Below are 16196 nucleotides of genomic sequence, written 5' to 3'. Positions count from 1 at the left end.
GACTTGTCCCTCAAAATGAGTTGCGTACCTCAAAACACCTCTGCTAGCCTTCAGGCATGGCCCAAGAGACTTCCGAAAGTCTGACTGCCTCCGCCGCGCTGACGCTGAAGGACATCGCCCGTGAGGCCGGTGTCAGCCTGGCGACAGTCGACCGCGTCTTGCATAACCGCCCCGGCGTGCGGCCCGACACGGTCCGGCGCGTCCAGGAGATCATCGCGCGCAACGCCTTTCAGCCGCACGTGGCGGCGGCCGAACTCGCCCGCGGCCGTGCCCGTCGGTTTGCCTTCGTCATGCCGACGGGGGCGAACCCGTTCATGCAGCAGATCGAGGCCTATCTCGGCGAGATGTCGGCGTGGCTCTCGGCCCGCCGTCTCAGCGTCGAACTGGTCAATACGGATGTGTTCGATCCATCCGTGCTGGCGGCATCGCTCGAGGCGCTCTCCGGCAGTTACGACGGCATTGCCGTGGTGGCGCTCGATCATCCCGGCGTTCGCGCCGCGATCAACGATCTCGTCGATGCCGGCACCAAGGTGGTGACGCTGGTCTCGGATGTGCCGTCGTCGCGCCGCCAGCATTATGTCGGGATCGACAACATCGCTGCCGGCCGCACCGCCGGCGCACTGGTCGGACGTCTGGTCGGCCAGAAGTCCGGCAAGATCGGGATCATCGCGGGCTCGCAGGGCCTGCGCGACCATGCCGAACGCATTTTCGGCTTCAATCAGGTGATGGCGTCGGAATTTTCGCACCTCGACGTCCTGCCTCTGCTCGAGGGGCGCGACGACGACGACCGCTCCGAGCAGCTGATATCGCGGCTGCTCGGCAAGCATCCAGACATCATCGGCCTCTACAATGTCGGCGCCGGCACGCAAGGCGTGGCCAATGCCCTGACCGAGGCCGGCCGCGAGAAGCAGATCGTGTTCATCGCTCATGATCTCACGGCGATGACGCGAAAGCTGTTGCTCCAGGGCACGCTGGATGCCGCGATTTCGCAGAACCCGGGGCACGAGGCGCGCGCCGCCGTGCGCGTGCTGCTGTCGCTTGCGCGTAACGAGCCGATCTTGAGTGAACAGGAGAGTATCCGCATCGACATCCTGATGCGGGACAATCTGCCGTAGCCGAAAGGCGCGCGGTGCGTTGTGTGTTGAGTCGAGTGATTGCGGAAAGTGCGACGTCAGATCGTGCGCCGCGGCAGCGTGAGCCGGAAAACCAGGCTGCGGTTTTCCGACCAGGTCACGCTCAAAGGAAGAGGGAGGGACGAGTTTGTATCTCGGAGTAGACATCGGCACATCCGGTGTGAAAGCGGTGCTCGTGAACGAGGTTGGCGCGGTTGTCGCGACGGCCGCGCGCGAGCTTGCGCTGTCGCATCCGCAGCCGCTGTGGTCCGAGCAGGATCCGGATGCCTGGGTCGAGGCCGCCATTGGCGCCGTCGACGATCTCGCCGCCGCTCATCCGCGCGATGTTGCCGGTGTGCGCGGCATCGGACTGTCAGGGCAGATGCACGGCGCGACGCTTCTGGATGCGGAGGGACGCCCGCTGCGCCCCGCCATCCTCTGGAATGACGGCCGCTCGCATGCCGAATGTGTCGAGCTCGAGCGCCGCTGCCCATCATTGCACGGCATTGCCGGCAATCTGGCGATGCCCGGCTTCACCGCACCCAAGCTGCTCTGGGTCTCCAGGCACGAGCCCGATATTTTCAAGCGCGTGGCAAAGGTGCTGCTGCCGAAAGCCTATGTGCGCTATCGCCTGACCGGCGAGATGGTCGAGGACATGTCGGATGCTGCCGGCACGCTCTGGCTGGACGTCGGCCAGCGTCGCTGGTCGGCGCTGCTGCTGCATGCCACCGGGCTCGACCTGCACCACATGCCGCGCCTGGTCGAGGGCAGCGAGGCGAGCGCGACGCTCGCGCCCGAATTCGCGCAACGCTGGGGCATGGCAAACAACGTCGTTGTTGCCGGCGGAGCCGGTGATAACGCGGCGAGTGCGATCGGGCTCGGTGCGATCGCGCCCGGTGATGCCTTCCTGTCGCTCGGCACCTCCGGCGTTATCTTTCGCGTCACCGATCGCTTTGCGCCGGCGCCGCAAGCGGCGGTGCATGCGTTCTGTCACGCGCTGCCCGGCTTGTGGCACCAGATGGGCGTGATGCTGTCGGCGGCCGCCTCGCTCGCCTGGCTTGCCGGCGTCATGGAGGTGCCGGCCGCGACCCTGCTGGCGCCGCTCGGCGAGCGTGTTGATGGTCCGAGCCCCATCAAATTCCTGCCCTATCTCGACGGCGAGCGCACGCCGCACAACGATGCCGCCGCGAGCGGCGCGTTCGTCGGCCTGCGCGGTACGACCGGGCGCAACCAGATCGTCCAGGCCGTGCTTGAAGGCGTCGCCTTCGCCGCGCGCGACAATCTGGCAGTGCTGAGCGCTGCGGGCGGGGCCATCACCGAAGTTGATCTCGTCGGCGGTGGCTCGCGCTCGGCGTTGTGGGCGCAGATCTGCGCCGACGTGCTCGGCATTGCCGTGCATCGCATCGAGGAGGGCGAGGTCGGCGCCGCGCTCGGTGCCGCCAGGCTCGGCCGGCTCGCCGCCACGGGCGAAAATCCCGCGCAAGTCTGCACGCGTCCGCGGCGCCTTGCGACATTCACACCAAACCCGTCGCGCACTGCGGCCTACGACGAGGCCTATCGCCAGTGGCGCAAGCTCTATCCCGCGCTGAAGGAGTTTTCCCAGTGAACGCGTTGCCAAAATTCTTCGGCGCAGCCGACCCGGTCGCCTATGGGGGCAAGGATGCCAAAAACCCGCTGGCCTTCCGCTGGTATGACAAGGACCGCATGGTTCACGGCCGCAGGCTGGAGGATCATCTGCGTTTTGCGGTCTGCTACTGGCATTCGCTGTGCTGGCCCGGCGGTGACCCCTTCGGCGGCGAGACGTTCCTGCGGCCCTGGCATCACGGCAGCGATGCGATGGCGATGGCGCGCGCCAAGGCCGATGTCGCCTTCGAACTGTTTCGCCTGCTCGACGTGCCCTTCTTCACGTTCCACGATGCCGATGCCGCGCCGGAAGGCGCGACGCTTGCCGAATCCGTCGCCAACCTCAATGCGATCGGCGATATCTTCGAAAAGAAGATGGCATCAGCGAAGGTCCGCCTGCTGTGGGGCACCGCGAATCTGTTCACGCATCGCCGCTACATGGCGGGCGCCGCGACCAATCCGGACCCTGACGTCTTCACCTACGCCGCCGGCCAGGTCCGTGCCGCCCTGGAGGTGACGCACCGGCTCGGCGGCCAGAACTATGTGCTCTGGGGCGGGCGCGAGGGTTACGAGACGCTGCTCAACACCGATCTCAAGCGCGAGCTCGACCAGCTCGGCCGCTTCATCTCGCTGGTGGTCGAGCACAAGCACAAGATTGGCTTCAAGGGCCCAATCCTGATCGAGCCGAAGCCGAAGGAGCCGACCAAGCATCAGTATGATTTCGACGTCGCCACCTGCTACGGCTTCCTCGCGCGTTACGATCTGCTCAAGGACGTCAAGCTCAACATCGAGCAGAACCACGCCATCCTCGCCGGCCACTCGTTTCATCACGAGGTCGCGCTTGCCGAGGCGCTCGGCGTGTTCGGCTCGCTCGACATCAACCGCGGCGACGATCTGCTCGGCTGGGACACCGACCAGTTCGCGATGAATGTGGGCGAGCTGGCGCTGGTGTTTCACGAGATGCTGGATCGCGGCGGCTTCACCTCGGGGGGGCTCAATTTCGACGCCAAGATCCGTCGGCAGTCGATCGATCCTGATGACCTGATCCATGCCCATGTCGGTTCGATGGATGCCTGCGCGCGGGCGTTCCTTGCCGCCGCCGACATGCTCGATGCCGGCGCCCTCACGGCGCCGCTATCCAAGCGCTACGAGGGATGGGCCGGGCCTGAGGGGCGCGCCATTCTCGGCGGCCAGCGTTCGCTCGCCGATCTGTCCGATCGCGCGCTCGGGGCGGGCTTCGACCCGCAGCCGCGCTCCGGCCGGCAGGAATATCTGGAATCTCTCGTCAACCGCTACGTCTGAGCGAGGTCGTCATGGCAAGTGCTGATACAACGCCGGTCCTCGAACTCACCGGCATCGGCAAGGAGTTCGGCGCGATCCGGGCGCTGCATGGTGTGGACATGCATGTTCACCCGGGCGAGGTGGTCGGCCTGATGGGCGACAACGGCGCCGGCAAGTCGACGCTCGTCAAGATCATCGCCGGCAATTTCCGTCCGACCCATGGCGAGATCCGCTTCGGCGGCAATGCGGTCAACTTCAGTCGCCCGGTCGACGCCCGCGGGGTCGGAATCGAGGTCGTCTATCAGGACCTCGCGCTCGCCGACAATCTGACGGCAGCGGCGAACGTCTTCCTCGGCCGCGAGCTCAAGCGAAAGTTCGGCCCGATCGCGCTGCTCGATCATAAGGCGATGGCGTCGCGCGCGCTGGAGCTGTTCGGCGAGCTGCGCTCGGAGACCCGGCCGTATGATCTGGTCAAGCAGATGTCCGGCGGCCAGCGTCAGGCCGTGGCGATCGCCCGGACGCGGCTGTCCAACGCCAAGCTCGTGATGATGGACGAGCCGACGGCCGCGATCTCCGTACGTCAGGTGGAGCAGGTCCTGAGCCTGATCCACCGTCTGAAGGAGCAGGGCGTCGCCGTGATGCTGATCTCCCACCGCATGCCCGACGTATTTGCCGTCTGCGACCGCGTGATCGTCATGCGCCGCGGCGAGAAGCGGGCCGACAAGCCGATCCACGAGACGTCCCCCGAGGAAGTCACGGCTCTCATCACTGGCGCGAAGGAGGCGGCGTGATGGCCATGCCCCTGGAATCTCCCGTCACGTTCTCGAACGTCGGCAAGACCAAATGGTGGCAGCGCGGCATCTTTGCCTCGCAAACGGGCTACGTCCTGCTGGCGCTCGTGGTGCTGATGATCGTGATGCGTTTTGCAAGCCCCTATTTCTTCACCGAGGGCAACATGCAGAACGTGGCGAAGAACTTTTCCTTCATCGCCATCGCCACGCTCGGAATCACGTTCGTCATCATCACCGGAGGCATTGATCTCTCCGTCGGCTCGATGATGTGCTTTTCCGCGATGATCACCTCCATGGTCATGGTCGAGTTGTCGGCGCCGGGATCGTACTTCGTTCACCTGGCGACCGACGGCAAGACGGTCGTCGCCAATGTGCCCGGATTGATCCTGCTGATCTCGGTGCTCGCAGGCCTGTTCGTCGCGTTCATCGTCGGGCTTATCAATGGCTTCTGCATTGCGGTGCTCGGGCTGTCGCCCTTCGTCACCACGCTCGGCATGCTCTCGATCGTGCGTGGGCTCGCTTACGTCGTCTCGAACGGCCGCGGCAGCTTTCCGGGCGGCCCCGATGCCGAATCTTTCTACGCGTTGACCTCGGGCGACGTATTCGGCTTGCCGGCGCCTTTCATCTACCTGGTGATACTTGCCGTCGTGATGGCGGTCGTGCTGCATCACACGAGCTTCGGCCGCCATGTCTTCGCGCTCGGCGGCAACGAGAAGGCGGCGGAATTGACCGGTATCCCGGTCGTGCGCGTGAAGATCGAAGTCTATGTGATCTGCGCGCTCGCTGCCGGCCTGCAAGGCATCATCATCTCGGGCTGGCTGGGATCCGCGCCTGCGAATATGGCGACGTCCTACGAGCTCAACGTCATCGCCGCCGCGGTGATCGGCGGCGCCAACCTCGCCGGAGGCCTCGGCGGTCCGCTCGGTGCCATCGTCGGCTGCGTGCTGCTGGAGGTGATCCGCAATGGCCTCGTGCTCGCGCAGGTCAATTCCTACTGGCAGCAGACACTGGTGGGCGTGATCATCATCCTTGCCGTGCTGGTCGACCGCATCCGCTCGCGCATGACCTGACTGAGTTACTCCGGAAGGACAACGAAAGATCGTCTATCCGCCTGCCGGAGCATCACAAATGGATAGGCAGCAAAGTGTGGAGGGAATGGTATGAAGAAGCTTCTGTTGGCCGGCGTGACCATCGCGATGATGGCGACCCCGGCATTTGCCCAGACCTACAAGTTCGCCGTCGTTCCCAAGGCGATGAACAACCCGTTCTTCGACGTGGCGCGTGACGGCTGCATGAAGCGGGCCAAGGAACTCGGCAACGTCGAGTGCATCTACAAGGGGCCGATCGAGCACGAGCCGGCGACGCAAGCGCAGATCATCCAGGACTTCATCACCCAGAAGGTGGATGGGCTCGCGATCTCGGTCGCCGACGTTGCGTCCATGACCAAGTCGATTGAGGCTGCGACCGCGGCCGGCATCCCCGTCATCACGTTTGACGCGGACGCGCCGGGCTCCAAGCGCATCGCCTATATCGGCACCAACAACAAGGACTTCGGCGTGGCGCTCGGCAAGCAATTGCTGCAGCTTCGGCCCGATGGCGGCAAATATGCCATGGTCTCCGGTGGTCCGGGCGCCAAGAACCTTGCCGAACGCGTCGATGGTGTCCGCGAAGCGCTGAAGGGCTCGAAGTGGGTCGAAGTGCAGGGGTCGCCGACCTTCTGCAACGACGATTCCACGCTTGCGGTCCAGCAGATGACGGACCTGCGCACCGCGACGCCGGATCTCGCCGCGATCGTTCCGGTCGGCGGCTGGCCGATGTTCGCGCCCGAGGGCTTCAAGGCCTTCGTCAACAAGAACAAGAAGGACATCGACGGCGGCAAGCTGACGCTCGTCGTTGCCGATACGCTGAAGATGCAGCTCGAGCTGCTGCGCGACGGTTACTCCAACGCGCTCACCGGCCAGCGTCCGTTCGAAATGGGCGAGAAGTCGATGGACACGTTGCTCGCGATCAAGAAGGGCCAGAAGGTTCCGGAAACGATCTACACCGGTCTCGATCTGGTGACGAAGGACAACGTCGCCCAGCTCCTGAAGTAGGGACGTCGAGCAGGAACGTCTCCCAGCCCCGACGTTCCTGCGCTACACTCCCTCTCCCGCCCTGCGGGGGAGGGAGTATTGCTTTTGGAAGGAAACTGCAATGAAGCGCACCCGGCTTGCTGACGGTCTCGATGTCACTTCGATCGGCCTTGGCTCGGCGCCGCTCGGCGGATTGTTCTCGGCGGTCAGCGATGCGGATGCGGAGGCCACACTCGCGCGGGCCTGGTCACTCGGTGTCCGATTCTTCGATACCGCGCCGCTCTACGGCTTTGGTTCGGCCGAGCGTCGTGTCGGCAGCTTCCTGCGGCAGCAGCAGCGAGACTCCTATGCGATCTCGACCAAGGTCGGCCGCCTGCTGCGGCCGCCGGGCCCTGGTACGGTCGAGGATGATCATTTCAAGGATGCGCCTGCGCTGCGGCCGCTATTCGATTTCAGCTATGACGGCGTGATGCGCTCGGTCGAAGAGAGCCTCAACCGTCTCGGGCTCGATCGCGTCGATGTCCTGCTCGTGCATGACCCCGATGATCACTACGACGATGCCGTCAGCGGCGCCTTCCGCGCGCTGATGCGTCTGCGCGACGACGGCACCGTGAAGGCGATCGGTTCCGGCATGAATCAGTCCGAGATGCTTACGCGTTTCGCCGAAGCCGTGCCGGTCGACTGCTTCCTGCTCGCCGGCCGCTACACGCTGCTGGATCAGGGTGCGCTGAACGCGCTGTTTCCCATTTGTAAGGCCAGGAAAATCGGCATCCTGCTCGGCGGCATCTACAACAGCGGCATCCTTGCCAATCCGCATGCGGGCGCGAAGTTCAACTATGAGGACGCCGACGCGGCCCTCGTCGCACGCGCGCTCGAGCTCGATCGGCTCTGCCGCGAGCACGGCACCGAGCTGAAGGCCGCGGCGTACCAGTTCTGCATGGCCCATCCGGCCGTGACCGTTGCCGTGATGGGCGCGCGCAACGCCGCCGAGGTCGCCGACAACATCGCGATGTCGGAGCGTACCGTGCCGCAAGCCTTCTGGCAGGAGCTGCGCGCCAAAAACCTCGTCGATGCGCGGGCGCCGCTGCCGGGCGGAGCATGAGCCATGGCCATCGACGCCCACCAGCACTTTTGGGATCCCGCGCGCGCTGACTACCCCTGGATGGCGGCGCCCGAGCTTGCGCCGATCCGCCGCGCCTTCGGCCCCGCCGATCTCGCGCCGCTGCTCAAGGCGAACGGCATCGACGCGAGCATCGTGGTGCAATGCCGCTCCGAGCTCGCGGAGACGGCGGAGTTTTTGCGGATCGCGCATGCGACGCCTTCCGTGATCGGTGTCGTCGGCTGGGCCGATCTGACCGATGCCGCGCTTGGCGACACGCTCGACCGCTTGCGCACTTTGCCGGGCGGCGCAAAGCTGGTCGGCATCCGCCACCAGGTCCACGACGAGGCCGATCCCGACTGGCTGCTGCGCGACGACGTCCGGCGCGGACTGACTGAAATGTTCGCCCGTGATCTCACCTACGACTTCCTCGTCCGCACCCGCGAGCTGCCGGCTGCGATCGCAACCGCAAAAGCCTTTCCGCAGGCCCGCTTCGTGCTCGACCACGCCGCAAAGCCGCCGATCGCCGATGGCGGCAGCGCCGAATGGTCTGACCGCATCGCGGCGCTCGCAGCCTGCAGCAATGTCTGGTGCAAGGTCTCGGGCCTCGCGACCGAAGCGAAGTGGGACGATTGGGATGCCGAGCTTCTGTTTCCGTTCGTCCAGCACGTGGCTCATTGTTTTGGCGAGGACCGCCTGATCTTCGGGTCAGACTGGCCGGTGTGCCTGCTCGCGGGCAGCTTTGGCGAGATCAAGAACGCGCTGGAGGCGTGCCTTGCGAAGCTGGGCACACGCGCGCGCGAGAAGGCCTTCGGGGTGAACGCGAGGGCTGCGTACCGGCTCGCCTGATTGCGCCGGAGGCGGTTACCCTCCCCCGGAGGGGAGGGTAAAAAAGGTCACGCGCCCGCGGGCACCTGATCCAGAAACCCGGTGATGCTCCTGATCCGCCCGTCCTTCAGCACGGCGAAATCGGTCCCCTTGATCGGGCTGTCGACGCCGTCAGGTCCGAGGCCCCACGAGAAACGCACGTGATCGCCGTAGCCGTTGGGCTCGCCGATCAGGCTGAATTTGAAGTCGGGAAAGCGCTGCTGCACGCCTGATATCAGCGCGTCGATGCCATCGCGGCCGTCGCCCTTCATCAGCGGATCGACATAGCTCGCATCCGCCGTCCAGAACTCGCCGAGCAATTCGCGGCGGCGATTTTGTGCGCGCTCGTTCCAGAGATCGATATAGCGGCGGGCGATGGTGACATGGTCGGTCATGGTGCTCTCCTTCGATGGCGCCGTGTGGTTCGGCTGACCGTCACTATCGAAGGTTCACGCGCGCCGATCGATTACCTCTGGGGTCATCGGCGCGCGTGAATTTGTCGCGAAATTACTTCGCTGCAGTCACCATGATCTCGACCGTGTACTGCGGCGACGCCAGGTTGGCTTCGACGGTGGCGCGGGCGGGGGTGTTGCCTGGGGAGACCCAGCCGTCCCACACCGCGTTCATTTCTTGGAACGTCTTCATGTCGGTGATGTAGATCGTGGCCGACAGCAGCTTCGACTTGTCGGTGCCGGCCTTGGCGAGATGGCCGTCGATGGTCTTCAGGATGTCCTGGGTCTGCTTGGTCACGCTTTCACCGGCTGCGTTGCTGGCGACGACACCGGCGAGATAGACGGTGTTGCCGTGCACGACGACCTGGCTCATGCGCGGGCCGGTTTCAAAACGCTGAATGCTCATTGGAGGATCTCCTGGTGGGAATGGCGACCCTGTCTAGCGCAGCGCACCCCGCTGTGCCACCCCGGGGGCGCATGCATCGTCGATGACGCATGCGTCCTGCGGAAGCAGGCCGGCTGCAAGATCTACCCCACCGCCTTCGCCGCGGCGCGGCCTGCATTGCGGCCCGAGAACAGGCAGCCGCCGAGGAACGTGCCCTCCAGCGAGCGATAGCCGTGCACGCCGCCGCCACCGAAGCCCGCGGCTTCGCCGACCGCGTAGAGCCCGGGAATGATTTGCCCTTCGGCGCCGAACACGCGCGAGTCCAGATCGGTTTCGAAGCCGCCCAGTGTCTTGCGGGTGAGGATGTTGAGCTTGACCGCGATCAGCGGGCCCTTTTCCGGATCGAGAATCCTGTGCGGTGAGGCCGTGCGGATCAGCTTGTCGCCGATATAGCGCCGCGCATTGTGGATGTTCATCACCTGCGCGTCCTTGACGTAAGGGTTAGCGATCTCGCGGTCGCGCGCCTCGATCTGCATCCTGACCTCGTCGAGCTTGAGCAGATCGTTGCCGGCGAGCTTGTTCATCGCGGCGACGAGGTCTTCGATGTTGTCGCGCACGATGAAGTCGACGCCATGGCTCTTGAACGCCTCCACCGGCGCGGGCGCGCCCTTGTTGGTGGCGCGTCGCAAGGTCATGCGCCAGCTCTTGCCCGTGAGGTCGGGATTCTGCTCCGATCCCGACAGCGCAAACTCCTTCTTGATGATGGCCTGCGTCAGGATGAACCAGGAATAATCATGGCCCGTCGACATGATGTATTTGAGCTGGCCGAGCGTGTCGGAGCCGGGGAAGAGCGGCGCCGGGAGCCGCGTGCCCGTTGCGTCGAACCACATCGAGGAGGGTCCGGGCAGGATGCGGATGCCGTGACGCGGCCAGATCGGTGACCAGTTCTGGATGCCCTCGACATAATGCCACATGCGGTCGCGATTGATCAGCCGCGCGCCCGCTTTCTCGGTGACGCCGATCATGCGGCCATCGACATGTTCGGGCACGCCTGAAATCATGAATTTCGGCGGCGTGCCAAGCCGCTCCGGCCAGTTCGCTCGCACCAGGTCATGATTGCCGCCGATACCGCCGGAGGCGACGATCACGGCTTGGGCCTTCAGCGCGAACTCGCCGACGACGTTGCGCGACGAGCTCTTGCCGCGCTCGGCATTGTCGGGCGCGAGGATCGCGCCGCTGACGCCATCGACCGTGCCGTTGGTGATGGAGAGCGCATCGACACGATGACGGAACCTGAAGATCAGCCGGCCGCTCTTTGCGGCCTTGCGCGCGCGGCGCTCGAACGGTTCGACGATACCGGGCCCGGTGCCCCAGGTGACGTGGAAGCGCGGCACCGAATTGCCGTGGCCCATCGCGTCATAACCGCCGCGCTCGGCCCAGCCGACCACGGGGAAGATGCGATGCCCCATCGCGCGCAGCCAGTCGCGCTTCTCGCCGGCCGCGAACGCGACATACGCTTCCGCCCATTTGCGCGGCCAAAAGTCCTCGTCGCGGTCGAAGCCGGCGGTACCGAGCCAGTCTTGCATCGCAAGGTCGAAGGAGTCTTTGATGCCGAGCCGGCGCTGCTCCGGCGAATCAACCAGGAATAGGCCGCCGAACGACCAGAACGCCTGGCCGCCGAGCGACTGCTCGCCCTCCTGATCGACGATGATCACGCGCCTGCCGGCGTCGGCAATCTCGGTCGCCGCCACCAGTCCGGATAGTCCTCCGCCGACGACAATGACGTCAGCCTGCTCGGTCGAATGCCCGGCCATGAGTTCCCCCCTGTAGTTGCCCGGATTGAAGCCAGCGGTTGCAACTGAGATCAAGGGCTTGTCGCGTAAGGCATCGTTAACTTGTTCCACTTTGGGATTGAGGCAGGCCGAGTGCAGCGCGGACGCAACACTGGATTTGAATTTGTTTTGAGCGAGCCGGCCTGCCTAGACAAAACCACGGAGTGGACCGACGCTAGGCGGGCATCACCAGCTGACACACAGATTCGAAAACGACTGGGGCGGGGGACCATGAAGTTTCTGACGGGGTTGCTTGCGGTGGTCCTTCTTGCGATCGCCGGCATGGGGGCGTCTCACGCGGTGGTTCGGATCGCGGATGACCGCGGCGGACGGATCGGAACCTACGTCGACAAGTACCAGGACCTGCGGCAATCAGGCGACACCGTCATCATCGACGGCCTCTGCGCTTCCGCCTGTACCATCGTCCTCGGCGCCATCCCGCGCGACCGCATCTGCGTCACCTCGCACGCGACGCTCGGCTTCCACGCCGCCTGGGATTTCGGCAGCAATGGCCGGGCCGTCACCAATCCCGAAGCAACCCAGATGCTCTATGCGATGTATCCCTCGCAGGTGAAGCGCTGGATCACGCAGCGCGGTGGCCTCACGCCGCATATGCTGTTCCTGAGGGGCAGGCAGCTCCAGGCCATGTACAAGCCCTGCTATCTCGACGCACAGGCCTCCACCAGCAAGCCCGCCTTGTCCCGGCCCTCGCCGAAAGCGGACGAATTGGAGTCCGCTCGGGGCCAGCTGCTTCACTAAGGCCATCATCACGATGTGATTTTTGGTCCGCCCGCGGCGCTTGTCCGTCGGCGGGCCAAAGTCTATTTGAAGGGCAGGGAACCGGGACCTTCGCCCCGATCATTGCCATGGCCCAACCACTGCACCCCACCCATCCGTTACAGGACAATTCGCCCAATGCCGGGCGGGCGCCATCCGTGCTGCTGTGGGCCGGTGCTGGCGTCGGCGGACTGATGGTGATCGGCTCGCTCGCGCTCTGGTTCCACTATGGCTCCCAGGTGTTCTTCGAAATGATCAGGACCGGTTTTGCCGCCTGCTTCTGATCCGCGACAGGAAGTTTTCCGCTCATGAGCTCCACTGCCCGTCCGCTGGCGATCGCGACCGCCTTCGCCTCGAGCCTCGTCGTCGGCCTGCTGGTGCTGTTCTGGGCCATGGGCGGGGTCAGCAAGGTGGCGCAGCCGGCCGCGATCGGCGGCCCGTTCCAGCTCACCGACCAGAATGGCAAGGCCGTCACCGAGAAGAACCTCAAGGGCAAGCCGACGCTGATCTTCTTCGGCTACACCCATTGCCCTGACGTCTGCCCGACCTCGCTGTTCGAGATGTCGGAAGTGTTGCGCGCGATGGGCAAGGACGCCGACAAGGTCAATGCCGTCTTCATCTCGGTCGACCCCGAGCGCGACACGCCTGCGACCATGAAGGATTACCTCTCGAGCTTCGATCCGCATCTCGAGGGCCTCAGCGGCGATCCTGCCGAGACTGCCAAGGTGATCACGTCCTACCGGGTCTATGCCAAGAAGGTCCCGACCAAGGACGGCGACTACACCATGGACCACACCGCGCTGATCTACCTGATGGACCGCGACGGCCGTTTCGTCTCGCCGTTCAACCTGAAGCGCAGCCCGGAAGAGGCGGCGACCGAGCTGAAGCGGTACCTCTAATCCCGGCCGTCATGGCCGGGCTTGACCCGGCCATCCACGTCTTGGGCTGTGCAAAGAAGTTCGTGGATGCCCGGGACAAGCCCGGGCATGACGACCGCAAGGCTATACAAGGCCACAATCACCGCTCGCGTTCCCGGACGGATGGTCTATAAGGCCTCCGATCTCACTGAAATCGCTCATTTCCGGCCGATGGCTCCATCGCAACAGGCGAAATCGTCCAAATCTGCCCGTGGCTTGCTGACGGGGCTCGCCGTCGCCGTGTGCCTGTTCGCCGGCCTGCCTGGCGCTCGCGCGCAAGCCCCGGCCAAGCAGCCGCCCGCTGCGCCTCAGGCGACGCCCCAAACCACGCCTCAAGCCGCTCCCCAGGCCGTGCCCGGCTTCTGGGACCCGCGGCGGCGTCCGGAACGTCCGGACCTGTCGCGCCTGACCGTGATCCGTTTCCTGACCGAGACCGACTACCCCCCGTTCAATTTCACCGGCGCCGACGGCAATCCGGCCGGCTTCAATGTCGATCTCGCCCGCGCGCTCTGCGAGGAGATCAAGGTCTCCTGCACGGTGCAGATGCGCCGCTTCGAGACGCTGGTCGATGCGCTCACCTCCAACCGCGGCGACGCCATCATTGCGTCCATGGCGGTGAGCCCGCAACTGCGCGCGCGCGTCGATTTCACCGATCCCTATTATCGCGTGCCCGCGCGCTTCGCTTCGCGCAAGGACGCGGTGATGCCGGAGATCCGGCCCGAATATCTCGAGGGCAAGAAGGTCGGCGTCATCGCGGGCTCCGCGCATGAGGCCTATCTGAAAGCGATGTTCACCGACGCCGAGCTGCACCCCTATCCCAACGACGATGCGTTGCGCGCAGCGCTCCGCAAGGGCGAGGTCGATTTCATCTTCGGCGATGCCATCTCGCTGGCGTTCTGGCTCAATGGCACTGACTCCGGCGATTGCTGCGCCTTCTCCGGCGGCCCCTTCGTCGAGAGCCGCTTCTTCGGCGAAGGCATCGGCATCGCCGTGCGCAAGGGCAACGACGTGCTGCGCCAGGCCCTGAACTGGGCCCTGTTCCGCGTCTGGGAAAAAGGCCGCTACACCGATCTGTGGCTGAAGTATTTTTCGGTGAGCCCGTTTTGAGTTGTTCGCTGCTCTCTCCGCCGTCATTGCGAGGAGCCCGTGACAAAATTGCGTAGCAATTTTGCACTGGTGCGACGAAGCAATCCAGACTGCTTCCTCGGTGACAGTCTTCGCGTCGCTCGCAATGATGGTGCAAGAGGCGACACCGGCCCACAAAATTGCATTCTGCCCGGAAATCGCTATTTTCCGCGGCCCGGAGGCCCTTCTGAATGTCCGTTATCGATCCCAACATGAGCCCGAGCGATCTTCGTGCGCTCGCCGAACAATCCAACGCCTGGCCGTTCGAGCAGGCGAAGGCCATTGTCGCGCGGCTCAAGAAAAGCCCGAAGGACGAGGTGCTGTTCGAGACCGGCTACGGCCCCTCCGGCCTGCCGCATATCGGCACGTTCGGCGAAGTCGCACGCACCTCGATGGTGCGGCATGCCTTCCGCGTGCTCACCGAGGATAAGATCAAGACGCGCCTGCTCGCCTTCTCCGACGACATGGACGGCTTCCGCAAGGTGCCTGACAACGTGCCGAACAAGGATCTGCTGGCGCAATATCTGGGGCGGCCGCTCACCGCGGTGCCGGACCCGTTCTCGAACGAGCATCCGTCGTTCGGTGACGCCAACAACGCGCGCCTGCGCGCGTTCCTGGACCATTTCGGCTTCGACTACGAGTTCGCGAGTTCGACCGTCTATTACAAGTCCGGCCGCTTCGACGCGACGCTGCTCAAGATGCTCGCTGCCTACGACAAGGTGATGGACATCATCCTGCCGACGCTCGGCCCCGATCGCCGCGCGACCTATTCGCCGTTTCTTCCCATCAGCAAGACCACAGGCGTCGTGCTGCAGGTGCCGATGGTCCGCCGCGACGTCGCGGCGGGAACGGTGACCTATGTCGACCCGGACACCAACCAGGAAGTCGAGACGCCCGTCACCGGCGGCAACGTCAAATGCCAGTGGAAGGCCGACTGGGCGATGCGCTGGGTCGCGCTCGGTGTCGACTACGAGATGGCCGGCAAGGATCTGATCGATTCCGTGAAGCTCTCCGGCGCGATCGCCAGGGCGCTCGGCGCCACGCCCCCTGAAGGCTTCAACTATGAACTCTTCCTCGACGAGCAGGGCCAGAAGATCTCGAAGTCGAAGGGCAATGGTCTCACCATCGACGAATGGCTGCGCTACGCCTCGCCGGAATCGCTGACGCTGTTCATGTATCGCGAGCCGAAGGCGGCCAAGCGGCTGTATTTCGACGTCATCCCGCGCAACGTCGACGACTACCAGCAATTCAGTGATGGTTTTGCCAGGCAGGATGGCAAGCAGCAGCTCGGCAATCCCGTCTGGCACATCCATGCCGGCCATCCGCCGAAGGCCGACATGCCCGTCACGTTCCAGCTTCTGCTCACGCTGGTGTCGTCGTCGAACGCAGAGAATGCCGAAACGCTGTGGGGTTTCATCGGCCGCTATCGTCCCGGCGTGAGCCCGCAGACGCATCCGAAGCTGGACGCGATGGTCGGCTACGCCATCAACTATTATCGAGATTTCGTCGCGCCGACGAAAACGTTCCGCGTGCCCACGGATACCGAACGCGCCGCGTTGCAGGATCTGCGCGAAGCGCTGTCGCAGCTGCCGTCGGAGGCATCAGCCGAAGACATTCAGAACGTCGTCTACGAGATCGGCCGCCGCGAGCCGTTCCTCGACCAGGTCAAGAAGGGCAAGGACGGTCGACCGGGGGTCACGCTCGACTGGTTCAACATGCTCTACCAGGTGCTGCTCGGCCAGGAGAAAGGCCCGCGCTTCGGCTCGTTCGTTGCGGTGTACGGCGTGCAGAACGCGGTCAACATGATCGACGGCGCGCTGGCGCGGAGTGCGTGAGAGGCGTGTTGCTTCCTGCTCCACACTC

General features: G+C 64.7%; 16 protein-coding genes. 13 read left to right on the top strand and 3 right to left on the bottom strand.

Translation table 11 applies throughout. From position 1 onward, the window contains the following. Positions 1-56: 56 nt before the first annotated feature. The 8 genes from JQ631_RS16950 (at position 57) to JQ631_RS16915 (ending at position 8827) form a co-directional block, all read left to right on the top strand. Positions 57-1115 (top strand): LacI family DNA-binding transcriptional regulator, encoded by a 1059-nt coding sequence (locus JQ631_RS16950; protein ID WP_212327783.1) that lies wholly within the window; start codon positions 57-59, stop codon positions 1113-1115. Between the two features lie 145 nt (positions 1116-1260). Next, a complete protein-coding gene (gene xylB, locus JQ631_RS16945) occupies positions 1261-2718 on the top strand; it encodes a xylulokinase (protein ID WP_212327781.1) in 1458 nt (485 codons plus the stop codon). Continuing rightward, positions 2715-4037: a xylose isomerase gene (gene xylA / locus JQ631_RS16940; RefSeq protein WP_212327780.1), complete on the top strand. Its 1323-nt coding sequence runs from the start codon at positions 2715-2717 to the stop codon at positions 4035-4037. The genes xylB and xylA overlap by 4 nt, the downstream gene beginning before the upstream one ends. A gap of 11 nt (positions 4038-4048) precedes the next feature. Then, positions 4049-4807, top strand: a complete 759-nt coding sequence (locus tag JQ631_RS16935) for an ATP-binding cassette domain-containing protein (protein WP_212327778.1) — start codon at positions 4049-4051, stop codon at positions 4805-4807. Further along, on the top strand, positions 4807-5877 hold the full coding sequence (locus tag JQ631_RS16930; protein WP_212327777.1) for an ABC transporter permease: 1071 nt from the start codon (positions 4807-4809) through the stop codon (positions 5875-5877). Before JQ631_RS16935 ends, JQ631_RS16930 begins: the two co-directional genes overlap by 1 nt. 90 nt (positions 5878-5967) lie before the next feature. Further along, the gene (locus JQ631_RS16925; protein WP_212327775.1) at positions 5968-6900 is read left to right on the top strand and encodes a sugar-binding protein; all 933 of its coding nucleotides are present in this window, start codon (positions 5968-5970) and stop codon (positions 6898-6900) included. 100 nt (positions 6901-7000) lie between these two features. Next, the gene (locus tag JQ631_RS16920) at positions 7001-7981 is read left to right on the top strand and encodes an aldo/keto reductase (protein WP_212327773.1); all 981 of its coding nucleotides are present in this window, start codon (positions 7001-7003) and stop codon (positions 7979-7981) included. Between the two features lie 3 nt (positions 7982-7984). Then, positions 7985-8827, top strand: a complete 843-nt coding sequence (locus JQ631_RS16915) for an amidohydrolase family protein (protein WP_212327771.1) — start codon at positions 7985-7987, stop codon at positions 8825-8827. Positions 8828-8874: 47 nt separating this feature from the next. Here JQ631_RS16915 and JQ631_RS16910 read toward each other — a convergent pair whose 3' ends face one another. The 3 genes from JQ631_RS16910 to JQ631_RS16900 all read right to left on the bottom strand — a co-directional run bounded on the left by JQ631_RS16910 (position 8875) and on the right by JQ631_RS16900 (position 11496). Beyond that, complete coding sequence (locus JQ631_RS16910; RefSeq protein ID WP_212327770.1) at positions 8875-9240, bottom strand: nuclear transport factor 2 family protein; 366 nt, start codon at positions 9238-9240, stop codon at positions 8875-8877. A gap of 112 nt (positions 9241-9352) precedes the next feature. Then, positions 9353-9703 (bottom strand): RidA family protein, encoded by a 351-nt coding sequence (locus JQ631_RS16905; RefSeq protein WP_212327768.1) that lies wholly within the window; start codon positions 9701-9703, stop codon positions 9353-9355. 122 nt (positions 9704-9825) lie between these two features. Further along, on the bottom strand, positions 9826-11496 hold the full coding sequence (locus JQ631_RS16900; RefSeq protein WP_212327767.1) for an FAD-binding dehydrogenase: 1671 nt from the start codon (positions 11494-11496) through the stop codon (positions 9826-9828). A gap of 249 nt (positions 11497-11745) precedes the next feature. Between JQ631_RS16900 and JQ631_RS16895 the strand changes: the two genes are divergently transcribed. From JQ631_RS16895 to JQ631_RS16875, 5 genes are all read left to right on the top strand, one after another. Next, positions 11746-12273, top strand: a complete 528-nt coding sequence (locus JQ631_RS16895; protein ID WP_212327766.1) for a Clp protease/crotonase-like domain-containing protein — start codon at positions 11746-11748, stop codon at positions 12271-12273. Positions 12274-12380: 107 nt separating this feature from the next. Then, complete coding sequence (locus tag JQ631_RS16890; RefSeq protein WP_212327765.1) at positions 12381-12575, top strand: hypothetical protein; 195 nt, start codon at positions 12381-12383, stop codon at positions 12573-12575. Between the two features lie 24 nt (positions 12576-12599). Beyond that, positions 12600-13190 (top strand): SCO family protein, encoded by a 591-nt coding sequence (locus tag JQ631_RS16885; RefSeq protein ID WP_212327764.1) that lies wholly within the window; start codon positions 12600-12602, stop codon positions 13188-13190. Between the two features lie 189 nt (positions 13191-13379). Further along, positions 13380-14315: an ABC transporter substrate-binding protein gene (locus tag JQ631_RS16880; RefSeq protein WP_212328627.1), complete on the top strand. Its 936-nt coding sequence runs from the start codon at positions 13380-13382 to the stop codon at positions 14313-14315. 209 nt (positions 14316-14524) lie between these two features. Next, positions 14525-16168, top strand: a complete 1644-nt coding sequence (locus JQ631_RS16875) for a lysine--tRNA ligase (protein ID WP_212327763.1) — start codon at positions 14525-14527, stop codon at positions 16166-16168. Positions 16169-16196: the final 28 nt, after the last annotated feature.

Origin of the sequence: Bradyrhizobium manausense (assembly GCF_018131105.1) — a bacterium.
In the GTDB taxonomy this organism is placed as follows: domain Bacteria; phylum Pseudomonadota; class Alphaproteobacteria; order Rhizobiales; family Xanthobacteraceae; genus Bradyrhizobium; species Bradyrhizobium manausense_B.
Note: the sequence above shows the minus strand (reverse complement) of the source record. Positions and strands in the feature narration are given on the sequence as shown.